Source organism: Jiangella endophytica, assembly GCF_003427025.1.
GTDB lineage: Bacteria > Actinomycetota > Actinomycetes > Jiangellales > Jiangellaceae > Jiangella > Jiangella endophytica.
The window spans coordinates 172141-195726 of record NZ_QVAI01000012.1 but is presented as its reverse complement, the minus strand read 5'-3'; the positions used below and the strand labels follow the sequence as shown (position 1 = coordinate 195726).

Below are 23586 nucleotides of genomic sequence, written 5' to 3'. Positions count from 1 at the left end.
ATGCGCGCCCTCGTCGTCCTCAACCCGAACGCGACGACCACGTCCGTGCGCACCCGCGACGTGCTGCTGTCGGCGCTGAGCAACGACCTCGATCTCGAGGTCGCCGAGACCACCCATCGCGGCCACGCCACCGAGCTGACCAGGAAGGCCCGCGCCGACGGCGTGGGGCTGGTCGTGTCGGTGGGCGGCGACGGCACCGTGAACGAGGTGGTCAACGGCCTTCTCGATCCCGCGCCGGCCGAGGGCGAGACCGTCCCCGACATCGCCATCATCCCCGGCGGCAGCACCAACGTGCTGGCCCGCAACCTCGGCATCCCCGAGAACGCCATCGAGGCCACCGGGCTGCTGCTGGACGCGCTGCGCACCGGCAGGCGGCAGAGCATCGGGCTGGGGCGGGTCGACGACCGCTACTTCACCTTCACCGCCGGGTTCGGGCTCGACGCCGACGTCATCCACGCCGTCGAGGGCGAGCGTGAACGCGGCCGCGTGTCGACCGTCCAGCTGTACGTCCGCACCGCCGTCCGGCGCTTCTTCGCCCAGCCCGAGCGGCGGCACGGCATCATCGAGCTCACCGCCGACGGCGGGCTGCCGGTCGCCGGGCTGGCGGTCGTCATCATCACGAACTGCACGCCGTGGACGTATCTGGGCGCCCGGCCGCTGCGGCCGACGCCGTTCGCCGACCTCAACGCCGGTCTCGACGTCTTCGGACTGACCAGCCTGCGGCTGGCGCCGACACTGCTGCACCTGGCCCAGCTGACGACGCGGCGCGGGCCGCGCGGGCGGGCCGTCGTGTCGCTGCACGACCGCAAGGAGATCGTGCTGCGCGCGCCCGAACCGCAGCCGGTGCAGGTCGACGGCGACTACATCGGCGAGCGGACGGAGATCACGCTGACGTCGGTGCCACAGGCGCTTCGGATCGCCTACTAAGTGGAGCCTCCGTCGATCCGAAGCCGGTAGACGGGCCGAACCCGGCCGGATGCAGGTCCGCAGCACCCTTGCCAGGGCAGGAGGTGCCGGTTATCGTCCCATCTTGGCTGTTTTGAACCGATGTTGTGACCGACGCTACACCGACCTTCATGAGACGGATTACACAAAGCCCTTGTAGATGCATCACGAACTTGTCACCCTGGTAGGGCGACGCGGTTACAGGCGCGCCAGGAGCGCGCAGTAGGCCGCCGCAAGACTTCGCGTCATCCCCCTCGGCCTCATGAAGCCACAGGGCCGGGCAGGGATTCGTGAACGAATTCACGTACTGCAACGTGGCTGGACGGCCGAGCCGTCCGGCACCACACCATAAGGAGCTGTGAGAACCATGGATTGGCGCCACCGTGCCGCCTGTCGAGACGAGGACCCAGAGCTGTTCTTCCCCATCGGGAACACCGGGCCCGCGCTGCTTCAGATCGAGGAGGCCAAGACCGTCTGCCGCCGTTGCGACGTACGCGAGGCCTGCCTGAGCTGGGCGCTCGAGAGCGGTCAGGACGCCGGCGTTTGGGGCGGGCTGTCTGAGGACGAGCGTCGTGCCCTGAAGCGTCGCAACGCCCGAGCCCGCGCGCGAGCCTACTGAGACACCGACACCCGCGCTGAACGCTACGCCCCGCCAGAACCCCGGAATGGCGGGGCGTCGGTATGTCCGGACCCGGCTCGCCCGGAGGCGCCCCGTCAGCGCGGCGCGTCGGCCTTGACCGGGAGATCCAGCACCACCCGGGTACCGCCACCGGTTCGCGGCCCGATGTCCAGCGTTCCGCCCAGCTCGCCCACCACCAGCGACCGGACGATCTGCAGTCCCAGGTTCCCGGTGGTGGTCGCGTCGAACGCGGGCGGCAGGCCGACGCCGTCGTCCTCGACCGTCACCAGCAGCCGCCCCTCCGACCGCTCCGCCGTCAGCAGCACCGCGCCGCCGCGGCGGCCCAGCCCGTGCTCGACGGCGTTCTGCAGCACCTCGGTCAGCGTCATGGCCAGCGGCGTCGCCGTCTCGGCGGCCAGGATCGCGAACGTCCCCGACCGCGTCGCCCTGACGTCGGACGTCGTGGCGGCCACCTCGGCGACCATGCCGAGCAGGCGGTCGGCGACGTCGTCGAACGCGACGGTGTCGTCGACGGTCTGCGACAGCGTCTCGTGCACGATGGCGATCGAGCCGACCCGGCGGACCGCCTCGTCCAGCGCCGCACGCCCCTCGGCCGACGCGATGCGCCGCGACTGCAGCCGCAGCAGTGCCGCCACCGTCTGCAGGTTGTTCTTGACCCGGTGGTGGATCTCGCGGATGGTCGCGTCCTTGGTCAGCAGCTCGCGCTCGCGCCGGCGCACCTCGGTGACGTCGCGGCACAGCGCCAGCGCCCCGACGTGCTGCCCGGCGGGGTCGAGCGGGATGATCCGCAACGTCATGACCGTGCCGTTGCCCTCGATCTCGGTGCGGACGTGCTGCCGCCCGCCCAGCACGTCCTCGAGCGGCTCGTCGCGCGCGCCCGGCGGCGGCGCCAGCGTGGCGGTCGCCTTGCCGAGATGCTGGCCGACGAGGTCGGCGGCCAGCCCGAGACGCCGGTAGACGGAGACCGCGTTGGGGCTGGCGTAGAGCGCCTGTCCGTCGGCGTCGAGGCGGACCAGGCCGTCGCCGACCCGGGGCGCGCCCCGGCGGCCCATGTCGGTGCGCGTGGAGTGCGGGAACCGGCCCTCGGTGATCAGCGTGGCCAACTGGCTGCCGCACTCGAGGTAGGACAGTTCCAGCCGGCTGGGGGTGCGGACCGCGATGAGGTTGGTGTGGCGGCCGATGACGGCGATCACCCGGCCGTCGTGGCGCACCGGGATCGCCTCGACCCGCACCGGGACGTCGTCCCACCACTCAGGGTCGCCCTCGCGGCGGATGACGCCCGCGGTGTAGGCGGTGTCGATGAGCGGCCGGCGGCCCTTCACCAGGTACGTGCCCACCAGGTCCTCGACGTAGGCCGTCGGGCCGGTGGTGGGACGCATCTGGGCCACGGCGCGGTACCCCTCGCCGTCACGGTCGGGCACCCAGAGCACGAGGTCGGCGAAGGAGAGGTCGGCGAGCAGCTGCCAGTCGGCGATGAGGGCATGCAGCCAGTCGAGATCTGCTTCGGAGAGGTCGGTATGACGCTGGACGACGTCGTTGAGCGACGGCACGTCACCGAGCGTAGCTCTCGTCACGTCGCTTCCCTCCATGGAGGTGGTTCTGCGAGGATTGCTCCGTGCAGCAGTCGTACTGGGAGCAGGTCGTCGCCGACGGCTTCCGGCTACCCCAAGGTGCTGCCCTCGACGAGCTCACGATCGAGCTGGTCACGATGCTCGGCGACACCGATCCGCACGTGCGCGAGGACATCGCCCGGTCGGTCCTGCAGACCTGGATCCGCGAGGGCGTCTACGACGACCTGCTCATCGGGCTCGGCGACGGGCTGGCGCTCGGGCTGAAGAAGGGCCTCGGCGAAGAGGGCACCGACTCCGTCCTGCGCCGCTCGTTCTCCGCGAGCGTGCTGGCCGAGGTCATCGCCCGCGACAACACCACCCACGGACTCCACCCGGCGGCGGTCCTCACCTGGGCCGACCAAGCGGTCGGCTGGTTGCTCGGCGAGCGCGACCTACGCGGCTGGACCCCCAACCAGGGCTGGGCCAACGCGCTCGTGCACGGCGCCGACGTCCTCGGCGCACTGAGCGCGTCGCGGCACTTGAGCGCCGACGAGCTGCGCGTCCTGCTCGACGTCGTCGCCGAGCGGCTCACCTCGCCGACCCGGCACCGGTTCTCCGCCGGCGAGGAGCAGCGGCTGGCCTACGCGACGATGTCGGTCCTGCACCGCGACCTCGTCAGCATCGAGCCGTTGGAGGGCTGGCTGGAACGGCTGGCTCAGGCCTGGCGCGACGACGCCCGGCCGCCGTCGTCGCGAGCAGCCGCGCGCGAGAACACCCTCGACTACCTGCGGGCGCTGCACCTGCAGCTGCTGCTGGGCGTGCAGGGCACCCCCGCGCAGAACGTCGCCAGCACCGTCCAGCCGATGCCCTCCGTCCGCTCCGACCTGCTGCTGGCGCTGCAGGCGACGCTGCGCTCCAGCGCTCCGTGGCTGTACCGCCAGCGCTGAACCGGCCGCGCCCATGACGACCGCACCGATCCGCCTGTACATGACGATGTCCGTCGACGGTTACATCGCCGGCCCGGACGACCGCGCGGGCCAGGAACTCGGCCGTGGCGGTGGGCGGCTGTTCAACTGGCTCGACGACCGCCACGGCACCGGGGTCAACGGGCAGGTGTTCGGCGAGGCGATGGCGACCGGCGCGATCATCTCCGGCCGGCGCACGTTCGACCTGGCCGGCGGCTGGCAGGGTGACCACCACAACGGCGTGCCGATCCACGTCCTCACCAGCCGCCCCGGCGAGCAGCCCGCGGCGGCGCCCGGCACGGTCTTCTACTCCGATCTCACGGCGTGCGTGCACGACGCCCGAGCCGCCGCCGGCGACCGCGCCGTGATGGTGCACGGCGCGGCCGCGGCACAGTCGCTGCTGCGGGCCGGCCTCCTCGACGAACTGGAGCTCCATCTCGTGCCGGTGCTGCTGGGCGGCGGCCGCCGGCTCTTCGGCGACGACGGCCGGCGGGTCGAGCTGCGGCCGGTGCGGCGCCTCGAGGGCCGCGACGTCACCCACCTGCGCTACGAGGTCGTCCGGCCCGCGACAGGGTGAGTCACTGACCACCATGTCGCCATCGGCGCCCGGGGCGCCGACGATGAAGGCGTGGCCGACTCCGGACGCCCCCTCACCTTCGGGGTCGGTCTCGACCCCACCGACCCGGCCGCCCAGCCGGAGCTGTTCACGTCCCAGGTGGTCCCCGCGGTGCGCGAACGGGTGGCCGAGCGGCGCGGCGCCGCCGCCTGAGCTACGCGCCGACGGCGGCCGCCACGGTCTCGATCTGCCGCTCGGTCCAGCCGGCGCCCCGGACGATGACGCCGACGTGCTCGATGCCCAACTCGCGCGCGGCCCGCGCACGGGCCACGAAGGACGCGGCCGGCTCGTCCGGCTCCAGTGCCATGGCCAGGGTCTTCTCGATGTCGTCGAACGGGCGCCCGAGGGCGTCGCAGTGCCGGGCCAGGACGTCGAGCTTGCGCCGGACGGTCTGCCCGCCGTCGGGGATGTCGAACAGGTTGCAGGCATCGGCGTACTGCGCCACCAGCCGCAACGTGACCTTCTCCCCCGTCCCGCCGACGACGATCGGCGGGTGCGGCCGGGTGACCGGGCTCGGGCTGCTGATCGGCCGGTCCAGCCGGTAATGGACGCCCTCGAACGGCGACTCGTCGCCGGCCCACATCTGCGTGGCCAGCCGCAGCAGCTCTTCCAACCGCTCGAACCGCTCGGCCGTGGGCGGCAGGAACAGGCCCATCATGCGGGCTTCGTCGCCGTGGTAACCGGCGCCGACGCCGAGCCACGCGCGGCCGTCCGAGAGCACGTCGAGCGTCGTGACGGCCTTGACGAGCAGCGCTGGGGCGCGGAACGTCGCGGCCGAGACCATGGTGCCCAGCCGGACCCGCTCGGTCTGCCCGGCGAGATAGCCGAGTGTGGTGTACGCCTCGAGCATCGGGTCGTCGAGATGCGAGGCAGGGTCGCCCTGCACCAGGTGGTCGGCGACCCAGACCGTGTCGATGCCGGCCTGGTCGGCGGTCCGCACGACGCGCGTCAGCTCGTCGGTGAGCCCGCCACCGGGCCACGAGTAGGTGGTGACGCTGATGCTGACCTTCATGGTCCGACCCTAGAACCGAATACTTGGACTCGTCAAACTATTGGAGCCATCCAAGCAGTATGCTGGCGACGTGCCCGCCGACGACCACGCCACGCTCGCCGCCGACACCTGGCGGCTGATGTTCGACCTCCTCGTACGGTCCCGCCCCGAGCGCGACGCCGTCCTGGCCCGGCTCGGCCTGACGGCGAACGAGTACAAGGCGCTGCACTCGCTGGACGACCAGGACGGCCGGACGATGAAGGAGCTGGCCGCCGAGTGGCAGTGCGACGCATCCACGGCCACCTGGACCGTCGACCGCCTGCAACGCCTCGACCTCGCGGAACGCCGGGTGCACCCGGCCGACCGGCGGGCCCGGCTCGTGGTCCTGACGCCGCGCGGGGCGGCCATGCGGGCGGAGCTGGTGCGGGCCATGTACGCGCCGCCGGCCGACCTGCTCCGGCTCGACGAGGCGCAGCTGCGGGCCCTGCACGAGGCACTCACGCCACTACGCCATGATCGACGCGTGGATTCCGGTACGGTGACCGCGTGAGTATTTCGCAGCGCAAAGATCTCACCCTGAACGGCCACGCCGGCCAGCACGCCCTGGCCGTCGCCGAGGCGCACGGCGTCGGCACCATGTGGACGCTGTCCGGCGCCCACGTGTTCCCGCTGTACGACGCCGTGGTCAAGGCCGAGTCGCCGACCCGCATCGTCGACGTGCGCCACGAGCAGACCGCCGTCTTCGGCGCCGAGGCCACCGCGAAGCTCACCCGCGAGCCCGGGCTGGTCGTGCTCACCGCGGGCCCGGGCGTCACCAACGGCATCAGCGGCATCGCGCAGGCGCACTTCAGCGGCGTCCCGCTGCTGGCCGTCGGCGGCCGCGCACCGGCCTGGCGCTGGGGCACCGGCGCGCTGCAGGAACTGGACCACCCGCCGCTGCTGGCGCCGGTCACCAAGCTGTCGACGACGGCGCACAAGGCCGCCGACGTCGGCGGCGTCATCGACCGCGCGCTCAGCGTGGCGCGGTCGGCGCACCGCGGGCCGGTGTTCGTCGACGTCCCGATGGACGAGCTGTACAGCTTCGCCGACGTCACGCTCGAGCTCACCCCGCCGGCGCCGCGGGCGGAACCCGACCCCGACAGCCTCACCGCCATCGCCACCCTGATCGGCGAGGCCCGGCACCCGGTCGTCGTGCTCGGCTCGGACGTCTGGATGGACGGCGCCGAGGAGGCCGCGCTGCGCTTCGCCGACGAGACCGGCATCCCGGTGGTGGCCAACGGCATGGGCCGCGGTGTGCTGCCGAAGGGCCACCGGCTGCTGGTCAACCGGGCTCGGTCGGCCGCGTTCAAGAACGCCGACCTCGTGGTCGTGGTCGGCACGCCGCTGGACTTCCGGCTCGGGTTCGGCACGTTCGGCGGCTCCGACGGCTCGGCACCGGCGAAGGTCGTGCACGTCACCGACTCCCCCGAGGGCCTCGCCAAGCATGTCGAGCTGGCCGCCGGCGCCGCCGGCGACCTCACCCTGGTGCTCGACGGCATCCTGCACCAGCTGCGGGCGACACGCCGCTGGGACGACTGGGCCAACGGCCTCCGCGATCAGGCGGCCGCCGCCGTCGAACGCGACGCGCCGCTGCTGGTGTCGGAGGGCGAGCCGATCCACCCGGCGCGCATCTACGGCGAGCTCAACCGCGTCCTCGACGACGACGCCGTGGTCATCGGCGACGGCGGCGACTTCGTGTCGTGGGCCGGCAAGCTGATCGAGCCCGGGAAGCCCGGCTGCTGGCTCGACCCCGGCCCGTACGGCTGCCTCGGCGCCGGCGCGGGGGCCGCGGCGGCCGCCCGGCTGGCCCGCCCCGACAGCCAGGTCGTGCTGCTCTACGGCGACGGCGCCGCCGGCATGTCGCTGATGGACGTCGACACCCTGGTCCGGCACGACCTGCCAGTGGTCATGGTGGTCGGCAACAACGGCGCGTGGGGCCTGGAGAAGCACCCCATGCGCTTCCTGTACGGCTACGACGTCGCCGCCGACCTGCGCCCCGAGACCGGCTACGACGCCGTCGTCGAGGCCCTCGGCGGCGCCGGCGAGACCGTCACCGAGCCCGGCGACGTCGGCCCGGCGCTGCGCCGCGCGTTCGACGCCGGCGTGCCGTACCTCGTCAACGTCCAGTGCGACCCGAAGGTCGCCTACCCGCGCTCGACCACCGGCATCTGACCCCGCCGAAATGATCACGTTCAGTGGGGGTGCTCCCGCTCCCATAGGCATGCATTCCTGGGGAAGCGAACGGAGTCCTCGGCCGTACTGGCCCAGGCGAGTGCTCGCCCCACTAGGCATGCATGCCTGTGGGAGCGGGAGCACCCCCACTTGACGTGATCATTTCTCGTCAGGCGGTGGATGCCGGGCGGCGGTCGCAGAACGCCGCCCGGTAGGCCTGCGGCGTGGTGCCCAGCCGCTTGGCGAAGTGGTGCCGCATGGCCGCCGCGGTGCCGAAACCGGCCCGTGCGGCCACCGTCTCGACGACGTCGTCGCCGCGTTCGAGCATGCGCTGCGCGGCCGCCAGCCGGGCCGTCAGCAGCCATTCGTACGGCGTGGTGCCGGTCTCGGCGCGGAACCGGCGGGCGAACGTGCGCGGCGACATGTTGGCCAGCGCCGCGAGGTCGTCGACGGCGAGGTCCTGGTCGAGGTGGGCGACCATGTAGTCGACGACGCCGGCCAGCGTGCGGGCCGGGGTGGCGCGGATGGGCGCCTCGATGAACTGCGCCTGGCCGCCGTCGCGGTGTGGCGGGACGACCATGCGCCGGGCCACCATGGCCGCGGCGTCGGCGCCGAACTCCTTGCGCCACAGGTGCAGGCTGGCGTCCAGCCCGGCGGCCGTGCCGGCGCTGGTGATGATCGGGTCGTCGTCGACGTAGAGGACGCCGGGGTCGACCTTGGCCGCGGGGAACCGGGCGGACAGCTCGTCGCTGTACATCCAGTGCGTGGTGCAGTGGCGGCCGTCGAGCAGGCCGGCGGCGCCGAGCACGAACGCGCCGGAGCAGACCGACAGCACCCGCGCGCCACGGTCGACGGCGGTGCGCAGCGCGTCGAGCACGTCGTCGGGCACCGGGTTCATCCGCGGCACGGCCGGCACGCCGACGAGGTCGGCCGACTCGAGGCGGTCGAGGCCGTGCTCGAGCGTCACCCCGAACCCGAGCGACGTGCGGACCTGCGGAGACGGCCCGCACAGGTCGAAGTCCATGACGGGCAGACCCTGCTCGGAGCGGTCGATGCCGAACGCCTCACAGAGCACGCCGAGCTCGAACGGCGCGACGCCGTCGAGCACCAGGACAGCGACATTTCGCAGCATTCAGACAGTCTGCCAGACGACTGGCAGGAAGTCGATGCCTACTGGCAGTCCTGCCACTGTTGGCAGAATCACGAGGAGAGCAGAATTACTGCCATGAGCACAGTATTCGTTCTTCTCGTCCTGGCAGTCGCGCTCGCCGCCGCGGTCTCCGCGGCCCGGTGGACGGTCAAGGACGGCGGCCCTCGGCATCCGCTCCCGCGGACCGAGGACGACTGGTCGCCGACCCTGCCCACGCACCCCTACGCGCGCTGAGCCCAACGAGCCAGGAACCGCTCGCGCCCCACGACGGCGCGGGTGATCGTCCCACGGCCCACCGGCTCGCCGTCGCCGTCCAGAGCGACGACGTCGAACCGCAGGGTCCGCCCGTCGACGGCGGCCAGTTCGCCGCGCACCTCCACGAGGGCGCCGAGCGTGCTCGCCGCGACGTGATCGACCTCGACCCGAGTGCCCACCGTGGTGTCGCCGTCGGCGAGTACGTCCTCGACGGCGGCCACGGTCACGGCCTCCATCCACGCCAGCAGCCGCGGCGTCGCCAGCACGGGGACGTCGCCGGAGCCCACCGCCAGCGCGGTGTCGACCTCGGTGACGGTGTGCGACTCGCTCGCCGTCAGGCCTGGACCGAGCGCGGTCACGAGATGACGACCAGCACGTCGCCCTCCTGGACGACGTCGCCTGGGCCGACCTTGACTTCGGACACGAGTCCGCCGTCCTCGCACAACACCGGGATCTCCATCTTCATGGACTCCAGGACCAGCAGGGTCGCCCCCGCATCGACCTGGTCACCCACGGATACCGCCACGGAGTGGACATTCGCCACCATCTCGGCGGCGACCATCTCGGCCACGCGCTGACTCCTCTCGCCTGCTCGGAGCATTCCACCACGAAGCTGCTGACTCCCGGGCGTGGCGTCCCCGGTTCGGCGCCGGGCCAGGTCAGGATGATGATATGGCGCTCCTCCTGCTCGCCCTGGCCGCCGGCCTGGCGGCGGGGTACGCACGCGGCGGGCGCCTGCGTCGGCTCGGCGAACGGCCACCGATCCGCAGCCGGCTCATCCTCACCGCGCTCGGCGCGTACGCCATCGGCGTCGGCGGCAGCTGGGCCTGGGAGCCGCTGCTGCCCGTCATGACCGCGCTGTGCTGGTTCACCATCGGCTTCTACGCCTGGCTCAACCGCGAGTACCACGGCGCCCGGCTGATCGCCCTCGGACTGGCCGCGAACGGCCTGGTCATCCTGCTCAACGGCGGCATGCCGGTGTCGCCGTCGGCACAGGTGCGGGCCGGCGTCGAGACGACGGTCGCCGAGCGGCCCGAGGAGGGCGTCGTCACGGTCGCCGCCGACGACACCCGGCTGCGGTGGCTGGGCAAGACCATCCCGGTCGCGTTCCCGCCCAGCCCGGAGGCGGTCAGCCCGGGCGACGTCGCGGTCGCGGCGGGTGTCGCGGCCGCGCTGGCCACGGCGATGACCGGACGGCGTACGGCGTCGGCCCGCGAGCGCGCCGAGACGCCCCGACGGCCCCAGCAGCGGCCCGTGCCGCGGCCCCGGCCGTCCGCCCCGCCACCGCCCCCGCCGGAACCGGCCGCCGGTCATGCGACAATGGACGACGACGCGACCGCGCCGGAGTCGCCGCGCGTCACCGCGTGACGGTCGCACCGTCATCTGCGGATCCCGGCGGTCCGGCCGTCGGCAGCACACACCGATCCCGGAGAGGAGTCAGCTCGCCATGGGCAAGAAGGCACGCAAGCGCCGTTCGCGCAAGAAGAGCGCCGCCAACCACGGCAAGCGCCCCAACTCCTAGGGGTGTCTGACGGATATTGGTGGATGCGGGCGGCGTCCAGTCGTCGATCCGCGCCGCCGAAGATCCGTTAGCCAGCCCCTTGGGCGCACCGCACCGACGAGAGCCCCGGTACCTGCAGCGGCAGGGCCGGGGCTCTCGTGTGTGCGACGTCTGTTGGTCAGGGCGTCCGGGTCATCTGCACCCGGACCTCCTGGATGCGAGCGCGGATCTTCAGCCGCAGCTCGTCGGGCGCGTGGTCGCAGCCGCAGGCGCGGGCGACAGCCTCGCGGATGACGCGCTCGATGTCGTAGGTCGACAGGCACGGCTGACAGTCGTCGAGATGCGCCTTGATCTCGTCGTACGTCAGGGCGCGGTCGCCTTCGAGCTCGTGATCGAAGAAGACGTAGACCCGATCGAGAACCTCAGCGCAGTCGACCTCGTTGTCGTCGCAGCTCATCCCCCGACCTCCTGAGTGACCTTCGGCACCAGCCCACGCTCGCGGGCGTAGTCCTCGAGCAGCCCGCGCAGCTGACGGCGGCCACGGTGCAGCCTGGACATCACCGTGCCGATGGGTGTCCCCATGATGTCGGCGATCTCCTTGTACGGGAAGCCCTCGACATCGGCGAGGTAGACCGCGATGCGGAACTCCTCGGGGATCTCCTGCAGGGCGTTCTTCACGTCGGAGTCGGGCAGGTGCGCCAGTGCCTCGGCCTCGGCCGAGAGCAGGCCGGACGAGGTGTGCGCCTCGGCCCGGGCCATCTGCCAGTCCTCGATCTCCTCGGTGGCGCTCTGCTGCGGCTCGCGCTGCTTCTTGCGGTAGGTGTTGATGAAGGTGTTGGTCAGGATGCGGTAGAGCCACGCCTTGAGGTTCGTTCCCTCCTTGAACTGGTGGAACGAGGCGTAGGCCTTCGCGAACGTCTCCTGGACCAGGTCCTCGGCATCGCTCGCGTTGCGCGTCATGCGCAGCGCCGCCGAGTACAACTGGTCGAGGAACGGCAACGCATCGCGCTCGAACCGCTGCGTGCGCTGCTCGTCACTCTCCTGATCAGCCATCGCCGTCAAGTCTACCGGCGTCATGGCTTCCCACGTCGCCCGGCCGTCGCTTCCCGTGTCCTCGGACACCGGTCGCTCCAAGCACGTTGCACCCACAGTCAGCTGAACCTCCAAGACTCTGTCGTTCCGTTGGGGTCAACGGCGACGGTGCCCGGTTCATTCCCCCAGCGGGGCCAGGAACGCGCTGACGGCGGCCACGACGGCGTCGATCGCCTCGCGCTGCGAGTGGCCCTTGAGCACCCGCATTCCATGGTCGGCGCCGGGGATCGTGACCAGCCGGTGCGGGCCGGCCGGGAACTCGCCCGGACCCCCGAAGGTGTCGCGCTCACCCTGGACGACGAGTACGGGCAGCTTCTCGGCGGCGCCGGTCAGCTCGGGCAGCCGCGACGCCTGAGGCTTGCCGGGCAGGTGCAGCGGGAATGCCAGGCAGACCACGCCGGCGGCGTCCAGTTCGGCGGCGGTGCGGCAGGCGACGCGGGCGCCGGAGCTGCGTCCGCCGAGCACCAGCGGCACGTCGCGCGGCAGCGTCGCGAGCGCCGCCAGCCAGGCCTCGTCGAGCACCGGCGGGCGCGGCGCGACCTTCTTGCCGGCCAGCCGCCACGGCTGCTCGAACCGGACGACGGTGACGCCCTGGGCCGGCAGCTCGCGGGACAGCGCCTCGAGGTCGGCCGCCTTCGGCCCGCCACCGGCGCCGTGGCCCAGCACCAGCCGCAGCCGGGGCTCGTCGGCGGCATCGGTCCAGAACGCGGCCTCGCCGATGGGGGTGCTCACCGTGGTCCGGACCGGCGCCATCACAGCTCCACCGGGTCGACGAGGTGCGGGCCGTTGTTGCCGACCTTGTTGACGTCGGTCGACACCGGATAGGCGTCGAGGACGCCCGGCACGGCCGGGGTCAGCAGCCGCGTCACGTCGTCGGCGTCGGTGCTGCCGGGATCGAGCCAGCGGTCCCAGCTCTCCGGTCCGACCAGCATGGGCATGCGGTCGTGGATCTGGCCGACGTCGTCGGTGGCGTCGGTGGTGAGGATGACCACGGACCACACGAACGCGTCGTCGGCGTCCTCGGGCTTGCTCTTGTCGCGCCAGATCTCGTACAGCCCGGCCATGGCCAGCGAGCCGTCCTTCGGGTGGATGAAGAACGGCTGCTTCTGCCCCTTCTCACCGCGCCACTCGTAGAAGCCGTCGGCCGGGAGGATGCACCGGCGCAGCGCGAACGCCTTGCGGAACGCCGGCTTCTCCGCCGCGGTCTCGACCCGCGCGTTGATCAGCCGGTTCCCGATGGCGACGTCCTTGGCCCACGACGGCACCAGGCCCCACCGCAGCGTGCGCAGCCGGCGCACCGGCGGCTCGGCGGGCTCGTCCTTCCTCCCGCGCGAGAGCACCGCGTAGACCTTCTTGGTCGGGGCGACGTTCCAGTCGGGGTCGAGGCGCTCGCGCACCTCCGCCCGCTCGACACCGAACTCGTCGGCGAGGTCGTCGGCGCTCTGGCTGACCGCGTACCGTCCGCACATACGCCCATCCTCGCACCGGCGAGCGCGGGTTTCGTGGTAGGCAAGGGGTATGAGCCTCGTCCGAATGATCGCCCGCCCGATGCTCGCGACGATCTTCATCGCGCAGGGCGCCAAGAACCTGCGCGACCCCGAGCCGCTGCTCCCCGCGGCCACCACGTTCTCCGACCGCTTCGGCCCCACGCTGCAGAAGCGGGCGCCGCAGCTGCCGACGGACCCGAAGACCCTCGTCCGCATCAACGCCGGCGTGCAGGTCGGCGCGGGGCTGGCGCTGGCCACGAGCAGGTTCCCGCGGCTGGCGTCGGTCGCGCTGCTGGCGTCGCTGGTCCCGACGACGTTGGCCGGGCACCCGTTCTGGACGATCGAGGACCCCACCCAGCGCAACACCCAGCGCATCCAGGCGTTGAAGAACGTCGGACTCGCCGGTGGGCTGCTGCTGGCCAGCGTCGACACCGAGGGCAAGCCGGGCCTGTCCTGGCGGGCGCGGCGAGCCGCCAAGGACGCGAAGCGGGCCACCAAGACGGCCAAGCGCGAGGCGAGGCTGGCCGCCAAGGCCACCGCCGGTCAGGCCCGGGCGGGCCTGCGCTCGGTGCAGCACCGCGTCTCGCCCTGACGGCGCCCTGCTCGGGCCGGGACGTTCAAGTCCAGGCCCGGCTCACGCTCGAGTTCGCTCACGAGGCCGGTGGGTCGTTCTGATCGGAGCTTCGCATGGTCAGCAGCGCCGTACGGGCCGCGCCGACGACCCCCGCCCACCGGGGATCGGCGAGATAGACCTCATCCGGGCTGCCGCTCAAGTCAGTGATCATCGGGTCCAGAGCCTCGTCGAGCGCCCGGAGCGCGGGCACCTCCTCGGGGTGCAGCAGCGACGGAACCGAGTTCTCGGGTGAGGGCAACACCGTCGTGTCGTCATAGAGGATGTGCACGGCCATCGAGAAGTCGTCGTAGTAGTTGACGCCCTCCTCGACCCGGCCCCAGCGGGTGGACTGGTGGACCGGATCGCTGAGGGATTCAAGCGCCGAAACAATCTGCGCGCGCATCGATGGGTATTGGATCTCGTCGGTCATGGTGTGTTCCACGATTCGTCCAGGGCCGCCGCCAGCAGGTCGGCGGCAGCCGCGCGGGCGTGCGTCAGCGCGTCGGGCTGCCCGCCCGCCGTCATCGTCACCAGCGCTCCCTCGTGCAGCAGCGCCAGCCGCAGGCCCACGTCGGTGGCCTCGGCCGTCGGCACACCGGCCTCGGCGACCAGCCGGACGTAGAGCTCGCGGACCGTGTCCTTCTCCGCCCGGATCACCGCCACCCCCGGGTGGTCGGTGCCGCCGATCTCGGCGAACGCGTTGACGAAGGCGCACCCGCGGTCGGCGTCGCGCTGCCACTGCGCGAGTGCGTCGTACACCGCCAGCACCCGGTCCGGGCCGGGCCGCGGCGCGTGCTCGTCGAGATACGCGGCGACGAACGCGCGCCACCGCTCGAACCGGCGGCCCAGGTAGAGCGCGACCAGCGCGTCCTTGGACCCGAACCGGTCGTACAGCGTCTTCTTCGTGGTGCCGGCGGCCTCGGCGATGGCGTCGACGCCGACCGCGCGGATGCCGTGCCGATAGAACAGCGTGCTCGCGGTGTCGAGCAGCCGCTGCCCCGCCGGCGTGAGGGTGCCCGGTTGCCTCCGTGCCATCGCCGCTCCTCCGTTGTGGACACTGACAGTATACCGACCGGTGTGTTTATATCGGCGGTATGACGACGACGCAGCTCGCCCCCCGCACCTCGGCCGTCGACGTCGGCACCGCCACCGCGCTCGTCGTCTTCTGGAGCTCCGGGTTCATCGGCGCCCGGCTCGGCACCGAGCACGCGCCCGCCGACACTCTCCTGTCGTGGCGCTACCTGGTCGCCGCGGCGCTCCTGCTCCCGGTCGTCGCGCCGTCGCTGGTCCGGATGGCCCGCCGCGACCTCGGCCGGCACGCCGTCGTGGGCCTGCTCTCGCAGACCCTCTATCTCGGCGGCGTGGTCACGGGCATCGGCCTCGGCGTCCCCGCCGGCACGACCGCGCTGATCGCGGCCCTTCAGCCTCTGGTCGTCGCGACGGCCGCGCGACGGCTGCTCGGCGAGGCGGTCAGCGGACGCGCCCGGCTGGGGCTGTGGCTCGGCCTGGTAGGCGTCGGCATCGTCGTCGCGGACGACATCGGCGCCGGCGGGTCGGCGTGGACGTACCTACTGCCGGTGGGCGGCATGCTGGCGCTCTCGGCGGGCACCGTGCTGGAGCAGCGGTGGCGGCCGGCCGGAGGTCTGACCGTGTCGCTGAGCGTGCACGTCGTGATCGCGGCGGTCGCGTTCACCGGCGAGGCGGTCGCGTTCGGGCGGTTCTTCGTGCCGGAGTCGAGCGGGTTCTGGTGGGCGGTCGTGTGGGTGCTCGTGCTGTCGACCGCCGGTGGGTACGGGGCGTACCTGCTGGTGCTGCGGCGGGGCGGCGCCACCAGGGTGAGCAGTCTGCTGTACCTGACGCCGCCCACGACCGCCGTGTGGGCGTGGGCGATGTTCGGGGAGTCGCTCGGAGTGGCCACGCTCGCCGGGTTCGCCGTGTCCGGACTCGCGGTGTGGATGGTTCTCGGACGCCGTGGACGCGTCGGCCCGCCGGAGGAGAGGTGAGTGGGCCTCAGACCACGGGTTCGGCGACGCCGGGGCGGAACTCGGGGGCCGCGGAACGGACGCCGTCGGCCGCTTGGTCGTCGGGTTCGGTCTGGGACGCGCGTTCGGCCTCGACGCGCTTGCTGTAGACGTCGACCTCGCGGGCGATGGTGGCGTCGTCCCAACCGAGGGTCTCGGCCATGAGCCGCGCGACCGCGTCGGCGGAGTCGAGCCCGCGGTGCGGGTACTCGATGCTGATGCGCGTGCGCCGGGTCATCACGTCGCTGACGTGCAGCGCGGCCTCGTGGGTGACCGCGTAGACGACCTCGACCTGGAGGTAGTCGGCGGCGCCGGGGATGGGCTGCAGGAGGTCGGGCCGGCCCTCGGCCAGCGCCAGCACCTCGTACACCATCGAGCCGTAGCGGTCGAGCAGGTGCCGCAGCCGGTGCGGGTGGACGCCGTGCTCGTCGGCCAGGCGGTCGACCTGGTTGACGAGGGCGTGGTAGCCGTCGGCCCCGAGCAGCGGCACCTTGTCGGTGATGGACGGGCGGATCCAGCCGCGCAGGTCGGTGCGGGCGGCGTCGATGGCGTCCTTGGCCATGACCCGGTAGGTCGTGTACTTGCCGCCGGCGATGGCGACCATGCCGGGCGCGGGCCGGGCCACCGCGTGCTCGCGCGACAGCTTCGAGCTCTGCTCGCTCTCGCCGGCGAGCAGCGGCCGCAGCCCCGCGTACACGCCCTCGATGTCGTCGTGGGTGAGCGGGGTGGCGAGGACGGAGTTGACGTGCTCGAGGATGTAGTCGATGTCGGCCTTGGTGGCCGCGGGGTGGGCGAGGTCGAAGTTCCAGTCGGTGTCGGTGGTGCCGATGATCCAGTGGTTGCGCCACGGAATGACGAACAGCACCGACTTCTCCGTGCGCAGGATCAGCCCGCTCTCGGCGGCGATGCGGTCGCGCGGGACGACGATGTGCACGCCCTTGCTGGACCGGACCCGGAACCGGCCACGGGTGCCGGCCAGCCGCTGCATCTCGTCGGTCCACACGCCGGTGCAGTTGACGACGACGTCGGCGGTGACCTCCTGCTCGGCGCCGGTCTCGACGTCGCGCAGACGTACGCCGGTGATGCGGTCGGCCTCGCGCAGGAACGCGATGACCTGCGTCGACGACCGCACGACGGCGCCGTAGTGGGCGGCGGTGCGAGCGACGGTGAGGGTGTGGCGAGCGTCGTCGGACTGCGCGTCGTAGTAGCGGACGCCGCCGATGAGGGCGTCGTGGCGTAGGCCCGGGAACAGCCGCAGCGCTCCGGCCCGGGTGAGGTGCTTCTGGCCCGGCACGGACCGGGCGCCGCCCATGGTGTCGTACATGAGCAGACCGGCCGCGGTGTACGGGCGCTCCCACCAACGGTGCTTGAGCGGATAGAGGAAGCTCACCGGCTTGACCAGGTGCGGAGCGATGCGGGTGAGCATCAGCTCGCGCTCGTGCAGCGCCTCGCGCACCAGGCCGAACTCGAACTGCTCGAGGTAGCGCAGGCCGCCGTGGAACAGCTTGCTCGACCGGCTCGACGTGCCGGCGGCGAAATCGCGCGCCTCGACCAGCGCCACCCGCAGCCCGCGCGTGACGGCGTCGAGCGCGGCGCCCGTACCCACCACGCCGCCGCCGATGACGACGACGTCGAAGTGTTCGGAGCCGAGGCGGTCCCAGTTCTCCTGCCGAGCCTGCGGCCCCAGCCGGCCACTCGGGCCGGCCGTTTCGGCCCGCTCGCTGTCACGGGTCACGTCGATCACGTCTCCTTGCAGCTCAGAGCGCATAAAGCGGTCGAATGCCGCCAAGGTCGCATCGCGTCAGCGGCACCCCTGCAACACGCTACCCGCTCAGGTCGCGAAGAACGTAGACAGTTGCTCTACGCACCAGTAAGTTCCGAAGAGACCCTTGGCAACGTTGCCGAGACCAGCCGGGATACCGGGGACGCCACGGCCGTTGTCGTCAACGGAAGCGGAGGTTCACATGGACCTGAGTTTCGGCGACATCTTCCAGAGCGAGTTCCTCGGCACCGCGATGCTGACGCTGCTGGGCTGCGGTGTGGTCGCCACCGCGATCCTCACGCAGAGCAAAGGGCTCGGCGGTGGCTGGCTGCTCATCAACTTCGGCTGGGGCCTTGCGGTCTTCTCCGGCGTGTACGTGGCGCTGCCTTCGGGCGCTCACATCAACCCCGCCGTGACGATCGGCCTCGCCGTCGAGGGCACCACCGACTGGTCGGACGTACCGACCTACATCCTCGCCCAACTCTGCGGCGCGTTCGTCGGTGCCATCGTCTGCTGGCTGGCGTTCAGGCAGCACTTCGACGCCGAGGAGGAAGCCGGCAAGAAGCTGGGCGTGTTCTCCACGGGCCCGCAGATCCGCAACCCGCTGTGGAACACCGTGACGGAGATCATCGGTACCTTCGTCCTGCTGTTCGTCATCCTCTCGTTCGGCAACTCGCCGGTCGACCTCGGCCCGCTGCCCGTCGCCCTTCTGGTCGTCGGCATCGGTGCCTCCCTCGGTGGCCCGACCGGCTACGCCATCAACCCGGCCCGTGACCTCGGCCCCCGCATCGCGCACGCGCTCCTGCCCATCAGAGGCAAGGGCACGAGCGACTGGGGTTACTCCTGGGTGCCCGTGGTGGGTCCCATCATCGGTGGTGTCCTCGGCGCCCTGCTCGCCAAGGCCATCTACTGATCGCCCAACCGGGTACTGCCTGCCCCCGTACGACGATGTGAGGAGAAGGGATGACTCAGTACGTAGCCGCCATCGATCAGGGCACCACATCCACCCGGTGCATGATCTTCGATCACTCCGGCCGGGTGGTCTCCGTCGACCAGCGGGAGCACCAGCAGATCTTCCCGCAGGCCGGCTGGGTCGAACACGATCCGGTGGAGGTCTGGCAGAACACGCGTGAGGTCTGCGCGGGGGCATTGGCCAAACGTGACCTCGTCACCAACGACGTCGTGGCTGTGGGCATCACGAACCAGCGCGAGACCACCGTGGTCTGGGACCGCACGACCGGCAAGCCGGTCTACAACGCCATCGTCTGGCAGGACACCCGCACCGACCGCATCGTCGACGAGCTCGGGAAGCTCGGCGGCGGCCAGGAACGGTACCGGGCCACGACGGGGCTGCCGCTCGCCACCTACTTCTCCGGACCGAAGGTGAAGTGGATCCTCGACAACGTCGAGGGCGCCCGGGCCAAGGCCGAGGCCGGCGACCTGGTGTTCGGCAACATGGACACCTGGGTGCTGTGGAACGCCACCGGCGGGCCGGACGGCGGGCTGCACTACACCGACCCGACCAACGCCTCGCGCACCATGCTGATGGACCTGGACACCCTGTCCTGGCGCGAGGACAACGCCTCCGACATGGGCATCCCGTTGTCGATGCTCCCGGAGATCCGGTCGTCGTCGGAGGTGTACGGGACCATCCGCGAGCGCGGCGCGCTGGGCGGGCTGCCCGTCGCCGGGATCCTGGGCGACCAGCAGGCGGCCACGTTCGGCCAGGCCTGCCTGTCGCCGGGCGAGGCGAAGAACACCTACGGCACCGGCAACTTCGTCCTGCTGAACACCGGGACGGAGAAGGTGATGAGCGAGAACGGCCTGCTCACCACCGTCTGCTACAAGATCGGCGACAACGCCGCCGTCTACGCGCTGGAGGGCTCCATCGCGGTCACCGGCTCGCTGGTGCAGTGGTTGCGCGACAACCTCGGCATCATCGGCGCGGCACCCGAGATCGAGCCGCTGGCCCGCAGCGTCGACGACAACGGCGGGGCCTACTTCGTCCCGGCGTTCTCCGGTCTGTTCGCACCGTACTGGCGGTCCGACGCCCGGGGGGCGATCGTCGGGCTGACCCGGTTCGTGAACAAGGGGCACATCGCCCGCGCGGTGCTGGAGGCCACGGCCTTCCAGTCCCGCGAGGTCATCGACGCCATGAACGCCGACTCCGGGGTGGCGCTGACGTCGCTCAAGGTCGACGGCGGCATGGTGGCGAACGAGTTGCTCATGCAGTTCCAGGCCGACGTCCTCGGCGTCCCGGTCATCCGGCCGGTCGTCGCGGAGACGACGGCGCTCGGCGCGGCCTACGCGGCCGGCCTGGCGACGGGCTTCTGGAACAGCGAGGACGACATCCGCACCAACTGGGCGCAGGACAAGCAGTGGGATCCCGACATGGACGATGCCCACCGCGAGAAGCTGTACCGCACCTGGAAGAAAGCCGTCACGAAGACCTTCGACTGGGTCGACGCGGAATAATCCGCGGGTGAGGTCGTCGGGCACCCGATAGGCTGGGTGCCCGATGACCGACACCACTGCCCCGCTCTGGCCTGCACCGACCGCCGCCGCACCGGTCGACGCCACCGTCGCGCTGCCCGGCTCGAAGTCGATCACCAACCGCGCACTCGTGCTCGCCGCGCTCGCCGCCGGGCCGTCGCTGGTCCGCCATCCGCTGCTGGCGCGCGACACCCGGCTGATGATCGACGCGCTGCGGGTGCTCGGCGTCGGCCTCGAGACCGAGGGCGACGACGTGCGTGTCACGCCCGCGCCGGTCCGCGGCGACGCCGCCATCGACACCGGCCTGGCCGGCACCGTCATGCGGTTCGTGCCGCCGGTCGCCGCGCTGGCCCACGGCGACGTCCGGTTCGACGGCGATCCGCAGGCCCGGCTGCGCCCCATGGGCACCGTGCTCGACGCGCTGCAGGCCCTCGGCGTCAGCATCGACGACGGCGGGCGCGGCGTGCTGCCGTTCACCGTCGCCGGCACGGGCGCGGTCCCCGGCGGGGACGTCACCATCGACGCGTCGGGGTCGTCGCAGTTCGTCAGCGGGCTGCTGCTGTCGGCGCCGCGCTACGACAAGGGCGTCACCGTCCACCACGACGGCAGGCCGGTCCCGTCGCAGCCGCACATCGACATGACGGTGGCCATGCTGCGCGAGCATGGCGTCGAGGTCGACGACTCCGAGCCGAACGTCTGGCGGGTCGAGCCGGGCACCGTCCGCGCCGTCGACACCGTCGTCGAGCCCGACCTCTCCAACGCCGCGCCGTTCCTGGCCGCCGCCGTGCTGACCGGCGGGACGGTCCGGGTGCCGCGCTGGCCTGCCGCCACGACACAGCCGGGCGCCCAGCTGAGCGAGCTCCTGGCCCGCATGGGCGCCGACGTCTCGCTCGACGACGGCGCGCTGACGGTGCGCGGCACCGGCACGGTGCTCGGCATCGACGCCGACCTGCACGACGTCGGCGAGCTGACCCCCGTCCTGGCCGCGCTGGCCGCCGTCGCGAGCACGCCGTCGCACCTGCGCGGCATCGCTCACCTGCGCGGACACGAGACCGACCGGCTGGCCGCGCTGGCCACCGAGATCAACGGGCTGGGCGGCGAGGTCACCGAGACCGCCGACGGCCTCGACATCGCGCCGGCACCGCTGCGGGCCGGCGTCTTCCACAGCTACGCCGATCACCGCATGGCGCAGGCCGGCGCCGTGCTCGGGCTGGTGGTGCCGGGGGTCGAGGTCGACGACATCGCGACCACATCGAAGACGCTCGCCGACTTCCCCGGCATGTGGTCGGCCCTCCTCGGTCAGGACACGTCCGCGTGATGGCCCGGCGGACCGCCGCCTCGTCCTACGACGAGGGCGACGTCAGGGTCCGCCCGGGACGCGGCTCGCGGCCGCGCAGCAAGCTCCGTCCGGCCCACGCCGACGCCAGGCCGGCGCTGGTCATCGCCGTCGACCGTGGCCGCTACACGTGCGTGCTCGACGCCATGACGGTGACGGCCATGGCGGCGCGCGAGCTGGGCCGCAAGGCGGTCGTCGTGGGCGACCGCGTCGGCCTGGTCGGCGACGTGTCCGGCGCACCCGGCACGCTGGCCCGCATCGTGCGGGTCGAGGAACGCGCCACCGTCCTGCGGCGCACCGCCGACGACGACGATCCGGTCGAGCGGATCATCGTCGCCAACGCCGACCAGCTGATGATCGTCACCGCCGTCGCCGACCCCGAGCCGCGGCCGCGGCTGATCGACCGCGCCCTCGTGGCATCGTTCGACGCCGGGATCGAGCCGCTGCTGTGCCTCACCAAGGCCGACCTCGCCGACCCCGGGCCGCTGCTGGCGGCGTACGCCCCGCTGCACGTCCCGGCCGTCGCGACCCGGCTGGCGCCCGGATCGGCCGTCGCCGACGTCGGCGACGTCGCCGGCCACCTGCACGACCGCGTCACCGTCCTCGTCGGCCACTCCGGAGTCGGCAAGTCGACCCTGGTGAACGCGCTCGTGCCGGGCGCGGACCGCGCGACCGGCCAGGTCAACGTCGTCACCGGGCGCGGCCGGCACACGTCGACGAGCGCCGTCGCGCTGCCGCTGCCGGACGGCGGCTGGGTCATCGACACGCCGGGCATCCGCTCGTTCGGCCTGGCGCACGTCGACCCCGACCGCCTGATCCTCGCCTTCCCCGACCTCGCCGCCGAGACCGAGGAGTGCCCGCGCGGCTGCACCCACGCCGACGGCGCGCCGGAGTGCGGCCTCGACGCCGCGCTGGCCGCCGGCCGCGTCGACCCGGACCGCCTGGCGTCCTACCGCCGGCTGCTGGCCAGCCGCGACCGCCAGGCGGGCGATTAGGAGTGTCTGACGGGTAGTGGTGGTTGCGGGCGGCGTCCAGTCGTCGGTCCGGCAAGGCGGAGGAGGAGTTCGATGCGGTGCCATCGGGCGACGACAACGAAGCTGGTCGACGTCTGTGCGTCGATCCGCGCCGCCGAAGACCCGTCAGCCACCCCTGACCGTGTAGGTTGACCGATCGTGGCCCACGACGACGACCTCCGCTTCGCACACGTCCTGGCCGACGACGCCGACTCGCAGACGATGTCGCGGTTCCGGGCCCCCGACCTGCGGGTCGAGACCAAGGCCGACCACTCCCCCGTCACCGACGCCGACAAGGCCACCGAGGAGGCGATCCGGCGGACGTTGTCGCGCGCCCGGCCCCGCGACGCCGTCATCGGCGAGGAGTTCGGCGCCGGCGGCTACGGCGCCCGCCGCTGGGTCGTCGACCCGATCGACGGCACCAAGAACTACCTGCGCGGTGTCCCCGTCTGGGCGACGCTCATCGCGCTCATGGTCGAGGACCAGGTCGTCGCCGGCGTCGTGTCGGCCCCGGCGCTGGGCCGGCGCTGGTGGGCGGCCCGCGGCACCGGCGCCTACACCGGCCGCTCGCTGTCGTCGGCGACCCGCTGCCGGGTGTCGGCGGTGACGTCGCTGGAGCGGGCGTCGCTGTCGTACTCGTCGCTGTCCGGGTGGGAGAAGCGCGGCCTGCTGCCCGCCTTCCTCGACCTCACGCGGGCCTGCTGGCGTACCCGCGCCTACGGCGACTTCTGGTCGTACATGCTGCTGGCCGACGGCGCGGTGGACATCGCGGCGGAGCCAGAACTGGCCCTGCACGACATGGCGGCCCCCTCGATCGTGGTCGAGGAGGCCGGGGGCCGCTTCACCAGCCTCGACGGCGTCGCCGGGCCGCAGGGCAGCGACGCGGTCGCCACCAACGGCCCGCTCCACGCCGAGGTGCTCGCCCACCTCGGCGCAGAGGGCTGA

29 protein-coding genes are annotated in these 23586 nt (G+C 72.2%); 17 read left to right on the top strand and 12 right to left on the bottom strand.

Annotated elements, in window-relative coordinates; genetic code table 11:
* Together DZA62_RS23100 and DZA62_RS23095 are read left to right on the top strand one after the other, a co-directional pair.
* Positions 1-927 carry a diacylglycerol/lipid kinase family protein gene (locus DZA62_RS23100; RefSeq protein ID WP_116951289.1) on the top strand — a complete coding sequence of 309 codons (927 nt, stop codon included), beginning with the start codon at positions 1-3 and terminating at the stop codon, positions 925-927.
* A 385-nt stretch (positions 928-1312) separates the two neighbouring features.
* The gene (locus tag DZA62_RS23095) at positions 1313-1564 is read left to right on the top strand and encodes a WhiB family transcriptional regulator (protein ID WP_053203257.1); all 252 of its coding nucleotides are present in this window, start codon (positions 1313-1315) and stop codon (positions 1562-1564) included.
* Positions 1565-1659: 95 nt separating this feature from the next.
* Here DZA62_RS23095 and DZA62_RS23090 read toward each other — a convergent pair whose 3' ends face one another.
* Positions 1660-3135 (bottom strand): sensor histidine kinase, encoded by a 1476-nt coding sequence (locus DZA62_RS23090; protein WP_408619442.1) that lies wholly within the window; start codon positions 3133-3135, stop codon positions 1660-1662.
* Between the two features lie 65 nt (positions 3136-3200).
* Here DZA62_RS23090 and DZA62_RS23085 point away from each other — a divergent pair, with 65 nt between their 5' ends.
* Genes DZA62_RS23085 through DZA62_RS35880 form a run of 3 tightly spaced genes read left to right on the top strand, consistent with a single transcriptional unit; the run spans position 3201 to position 4869 of the window.
* Entirely contained in the window at positions 3201-4082 is an 882-nt protein-coding gene (locus DZA62_RS23085) for a DUF2785 domain-containing protein (protein WP_116951287.1), read from the top strand.
* Between the two features lie 13 nt (positions 4083-4095).
* The gene (locus tag DZA62_RS23080) at positions 4096-4677 is read left to right on the top strand and encodes a dihydrofolate reductase family protein (protein WP_116951286.1); all 582 of its coding nucleotides are present in this window, start codon (positions 4096-4098) and stop codon (positions 4675-4677) included.
* 51 nt (positions 4678-4728) lie between these two features.
* The gene (locus DZA62_RS35880) at positions 4729-4869 is read left to right on the top strand and encodes a hypothetical protein (RefSeq protein WP_157987848.1); all 141 of its coding nucleotides are present in this window, start codon (positions 4729-4731) and stop codon (positions 4867-4869) included.
* Between the two features lies 1 nt (position 4870).
* On the opposite strand, the gene DZA62_RS23075 is transcribed toward DZA62_RS35880, so the two are convergent.
* Positions 4871-5728 carry a TIGR03560 family F420-dependent LLM class oxidoreductase gene (locus DZA62_RS23075; RefSeq protein WP_116951285.1) on the bottom strand — a complete coding sequence of 286 codons (858 nt, stop codon included), beginning with the start codon at positions 5726-5728 and terminating at the stop codon, positions 4871-4873.
* 70 nt (positions 5729-5798) lie between these two features.
* Here DZA62_RS23075 and DZA62_RS23070 point away from each other — a divergent pair, with 70 nt between their 5' ends.
* Together DZA62_RS23070 and DZA62_RS23065 are read left to right on the top strand one after the other, a co-directional pair.
* Complete coding sequence (locus DZA62_RS23070; RefSeq protein ID WP_116951284.1) at positions 5799-6257, top strand: MarR family winged helix-turn-helix transcriptional regulator; 459 nt, start codon at positions 5799-5801, stop codon at positions 6255-6257.
* Entirely contained in the window at positions 6254-7918 is a 1665-nt protein-coding gene (locus DZA62_RS23065) for an acetolactate synthase (protein ID WP_198664083.1), read from the top strand. Before DZA62_RS23070 ends, DZA62_RS23065 begins: the two co-directional genes overlap by 4 nt.
* A 169-nt stretch (positions 7919-8087) precedes the next feature.
* Here DZA62_RS23065 and DZA62_RS23060 read toward each other — a convergent pair whose 3' ends face one another.
* Positions 8088-9050, bottom strand: coding sequence for a GlxA family transcriptional regulator (locus DZA62_RS23060; RefSeq protein WP_116951283.1), 963 nt, complete (start codon positions 9048-9050; stop codon positions 8088-8090).
* Between the two features lie 93 nt (positions 9051-9143).
* Between DZA62_RS23060 and DZA62_RS35875 the strand changes: the two genes are divergently transcribed.
* Positions 9144-9302, top strand: a complete 159-nt coding sequence (locus tag DZA62_RS35875) for a hypothetical protein (protein WP_157987847.1) — start codon at positions 9144-9146, stop codon at positions 9300-9302.
* On the opposite strand, the gene DZA62_RS23055 is transcribed toward DZA62_RS35875, so the two are convergent.
* Both DZA62_RS23055 and DZA62_RS23050 read right to left on the bottom strand, forming a co-directional pair.
* The gene (locus DZA62_RS23055) at positions 9290-9682 is read right to left on the bottom strand and encodes a thioesterase family protein (RefSeq protein ID WP_116951282.1); all 393 of its coding nucleotides are present in this window, start codon (positions 9680-9682) and stop codon (positions 9290-9292) included. The two genes, DZA62_RS35875 and DZA62_RS23055, sit on opposite strands and share 13 nt — an antisense overlap.
* Entirely contained in the window at positions 9679-9894 is a 216-nt protein-coding gene (locus DZA62_RS23050) for a biotin/lipoyl-binding carrier protein (protein ID WP_116951281.1), read from the bottom strand. The genes DZA62_RS23055 and DZA62_RS23050 overlap by 4 nt, the downstream gene beginning before the upstream one ends.
* A 101-nt stretch (positions 9895-9995) precedes the next feature.
* On the opposite strand from DZA62_RS23050, the gene DZA62_RS23045 reads away from it, so the two are divergent.
* Positions 9996-10691 carry a DUF5317 domain-containing protein gene (locus tag DZA62_RS23045; protein ID WP_116951280.1) on the top strand — a complete coding sequence of 232 codons (696 nt, stop codon included), beginning with the start codon at positions 9996-9998 and terminating at the stop codon, positions 10689-10691.
* Between the two features lie 79 nt (positions 10692-10770).
* Entirely contained in the window at positions 10771-10845 is a 75-nt protein-coding gene (locus tag DZA62_RS37670) for a 50S ribosomal protein bL37 (RefSeq protein ID WP_370246331.1), read from the top strand.
* Positions 10846-11002: 157 nt separating this feature from the next.
* Here DZA62_RS37670 and rsrA read toward each other — a convergent pair whose 3' ends face one another.
* The 4 genes from rsrA to DZA62_RS23020 form a co-directional block, all read right to left on the bottom strand.
* On the bottom strand, positions 11003-11281 hold the full coding sequence (gene rsrA / locus DZA62_RS23035; protein ID WP_116951278.1) for a mycothiol system anti-sigma-R factor: 279 nt from the start codon (positions 11279-11281) through the stop codon (positions 11003-11005).
* Positions 11278-11901: a sigma-70 family RNA polymerase sigma factor gene (locus DZA62_RS23030; protein WP_116951277.1), complete on the bottom strand. Its 624-nt coding sequence runs from the start codon at positions 11899-11901 to the stop codon at positions 11278-11280. Before DZA62_RS23030 ends, rsrA begins: the two co-directional genes overlap by 4 nt.
* A gap of 132 nt (positions 11902-12033) precedes the next feature.
* The gene (locus tag DZA62_RS23025; RefSeq protein ID WP_198664082.1) at positions 12034-12669 is read right to left on the bottom strand and encodes an alpha/beta hydrolase family protein; all 636 of its coding nucleotides are present in this window, start codon (positions 12667-12669) and stop codon (positions 12034-12036) included.
* On the bottom strand, positions 12669-13385 hold the full coding sequence (locus DZA62_RS23020; RefSeq protein ID WP_116951276.1) for an SOS response-associated peptidase: 717 nt from the start codon (positions 13383-13385) through the stop codon (positions 12669-12671). Before DZA62_RS23020 ends, DZA62_RS23025 begins: the two co-directional genes overlap by 1 nt.
* Positions 13386-13434: 49 nt before the next feature.
* On the opposite strand from DZA62_RS23020, the gene DZA62_RS23015 reads away from it, so the two are divergent.
* Entirely contained in the window at positions 13435-13995 is a 561-nt protein-coding gene (locus DZA62_RS23015; RefSeq protein WP_116951275.1) for a DoxX family protein, read from the top strand.
* A 58-nt stretch (positions 13996-14053) separates the two neighbouring features.
* On the opposite strand, the gene DZA62_RS23010 is transcribed toward DZA62_RS23015, so the two are convergent.
* Positions 14054-14446 carry an SCO4402 family protein gene (locus DZA62_RS23010; protein ID WP_116951274.1) on the bottom strand — a complete coding sequence of 131 codons (393 nt, stop codon included), beginning with the start codon at positions 14444-14446 and terminating at the stop codon, positions 14054-14056.
* Positions 14443-15051: a TetR/AcrR family transcriptional regulator gene (locus DZA62_RS23005; RefSeq protein WP_116951273.1), complete on the bottom strand. Its 609-nt coding sequence runs from the start codon at positions 15049-15051 to the stop codon at positions 14443-14445. Before DZA62_RS23005 ends, DZA62_RS23010 begins: the two co-directional genes overlap by 4 nt.
* A gap of 59 nt (positions 15052-15110) precedes the next feature.
* Between DZA62_RS23005 and DZA62_RS23000 the strand changes: the two genes are divergently transcribed.
* Positions 15111-16019: a DMT family transporter gene (locus DZA62_RS23000; RefSeq protein ID WP_116951272.1), complete on the top strand. Its 909-nt coding sequence runs from the start codon at positions 15111-15113 to the stop codon at positions 16017-16019.
* Between the two features lie 7 nt (positions 16020-16026).
* On the opposite strand, the gene DZA62_RS22995 is transcribed toward DZA62_RS23000, so the two are convergent.
* Entirely contained in the window at positions 16027-17772 is a 1746-nt protein-coding gene (locus DZA62_RS22995; protein ID WP_232827576.1) for a glycerol-3-phosphate dehydrogenase/oxidase, read from the bottom strand.
* Positions 17773-18001: 229 nt separating this feature from the next.
* Between DZA62_RS22995 and DZA62_RS22990 the strand changes: the two genes are divergently transcribed.
* From DZA62_RS22990 to hisN, 5 genes are all read left to right on the top strand, one after another.
* Positions 18002-18712 carry an MIP/aquaporin family protein gene (locus DZA62_RS22990; protein ID WP_232827575.1) on the top strand — a complete coding sequence of 237 codons (711 nt, stop codon included), beginning with the start codon at positions 18002-18004 and terminating at the stop codon, positions 18710-18712.
* A gap of 50 nt (positions 18713-18762) precedes the next feature.
* Positions 18763-20274: a glycerol kinase GlpK gene (gene glpK / locus DZA62_RS22985; RefSeq protein ID WP_116951270.1), complete on the top strand. Its 1512-nt coding sequence runs from the start codon at positions 18763-18765 to the stop codon at positions 20272-20274.
* Positions 20275-20317: 43 nt separating this feature from the next.
* Positions 20318-21610, top strand: a complete 1293-nt coding sequence (aroA, locus tag DZA62_RS22980; protein ID WP_116951269.1) for a 3-phosphoshikimate 1-carboxyvinyltransferase — start codon at positions 20318-20320, stop codon at positions 21608-21610.
* Complete coding sequence (gene rsgA, locus DZA62_RS22975) at positions 21610-22623, top strand: ribosome small subunit-dependent GTPase A (RefSeq protein WP_116951268.1); 1014 nt, start codon at positions 21610-21612, stop codon at positions 22621-22623. The genes aroA and rsgA overlap by 1 nt, the downstream gene beginning before the upstream one ends.
* 174 nt (positions 22624-22797) lie before the next feature.
* Positions 22798-23586 carry a histidinol-phosphatase gene (gene hisN, locus DZA62_RS22970; RefSeq protein ID WP_116951267.1) on the top strand — a complete coding sequence of 263 codons (789 nt, stop codon included), beginning with the start codon at positions 22798-22800 and terminating at the stop codon, positions 23584-23586.

Excerpts from the sequence above, each read along its gene's own strand:
- DZA62_RS23010 (WP_116951274.1), bottom strand. The coding sequence starts at position 14,446 with ATGACCGACGAGATCCAATACCCATCGATGCGCGCGCAGATTGTTTCG.
- DZA62_RS23015 (WP_116951275.1), top strand. The coding sequence starts at position 13,435 with ATGAGCCTCGTCCGAATGATCGCCCGCCCGATGCTCGCGACGATCTTC.
- DZA62_RS22990 (WP_232827575.1), top strand. The coding sequence starts at position 18,002 with ATGGACCTGAGTTTCGGCGACATCTTCCAGAGCGAGTTCCTCGGCACC.
- DZA62_RS23095 (WP_053203257.1), top strand. The coding sequence starts at position 1,313 with ATGGATTGGCGCCACCGTGCCGCCTGTCGAGACGAGGACCCAGAGCTG.
- DZA62_RS35875 (WP_157987847.1), top strand. The coding sequence starts at position 9,144 with ATGAGCACAGTATTCGTTCTTCTCGTCCTGGCAGTCGCGCTCGCCGCC.
- rsgA (WP_116951268.1), top strand. The coding sequence starts at position 21,610 with ATGGCCCGGCGGACCGCCGCCTCGTCCTACGACGAGGGCGACGTCAGG.
- DZA62_RS23100 (WP_116951289.1), top strand. The coding sequence starts at position 1 with ATGCGCGCCCTCGTCGTCCTCAACCCGAACGCGACGACCACGTCCGTG.
- DZA62_RS23080 (WP_116951286.1), top strand. The coding sequence starts at position 4,096 with ATGACGACCGCACCGATCCGCCTGTACATGACGATGTCCGTCGACGGT.
- DZA62_RS23075 (WP_116951285.1), bottom strand. The coding sequence starts at position 5,728 with ATGAAGGTCAGCATCAGCGTCACCACCTACTCGTGGCCCGGTGGCGGG.
- DZA62_RS23000 (WP_116951272.1), top strand. The coding sequence starts at position 15,111 with ATGACGACGACGCAGCTCGCCCCCCGCACCTCGGCCGTCGACGTCGGC.
- glpK (WP_116951270.1), top strand. The coding sequence starts at position 18,763 with ATGACTCAGTACGTAGCCGCCATCGATCAGGGCACCACATCCACCCGG.
- DZA62_RS23020 (WP_116951276.1), bottom strand. The coding sequence starts at position 13,385 with ATGTGCGGACGGTACGCGGTCAGCCAGAGCGCCGACGACCTCGCCGAC.
- DZA62_RS23060 (WP_116951283.1), bottom strand. The coding sequence starts at position 9,050 with ATGCTGCGAAATGTCGCTGTCCTGGTGCTCGACGGCGTCGCGCCGTTC.
- rsrA (WP_116951278.1), bottom strand. The coding sequence starts at position 11,281 with ATGAGCTGCGACGACAACGAGGTCGACTGCGCTGAGGTTCTCGATCGG.
- DZA62_RS23030 (WP_116951277.1), bottom strand. The coding sequence starts at position 11,901 with ATGACGCCGGTAGACTTGACGGCGATGGCTGATCAGGAGAGTGACGAG.
- DZA62_RS23005 (WP_116951273.1), bottom strand. The coding sequence starts at position 15,051 with ATGGCACGGAGGCAACCGGGCACCCTCACGCCGGCGGGGCAGCGGCTG.
- DZA62_RS23045 (WP_116951280.1), top strand. The coding sequence starts at position 9,996 with ATGGCGCTCCTCCTGCTCGCCCTGGCCGCCGGCCTGGCGGCGGGGTAC.
- DZA62_RS23025 (WP_198664082.1), bottom strand. The coding sequence starts at position 12,669 with ATGGCGCCGGTCCGGACCACGGTGAGCACCCCCATCGGCGAGGCCGCG.
- aroA (WP_116951269.1), top strand. The coding sequence starts at position 20,318 with ATGACCGACACCACTGCCCCGCTCTGGCCTGCACCGACCGCCGCCGCA.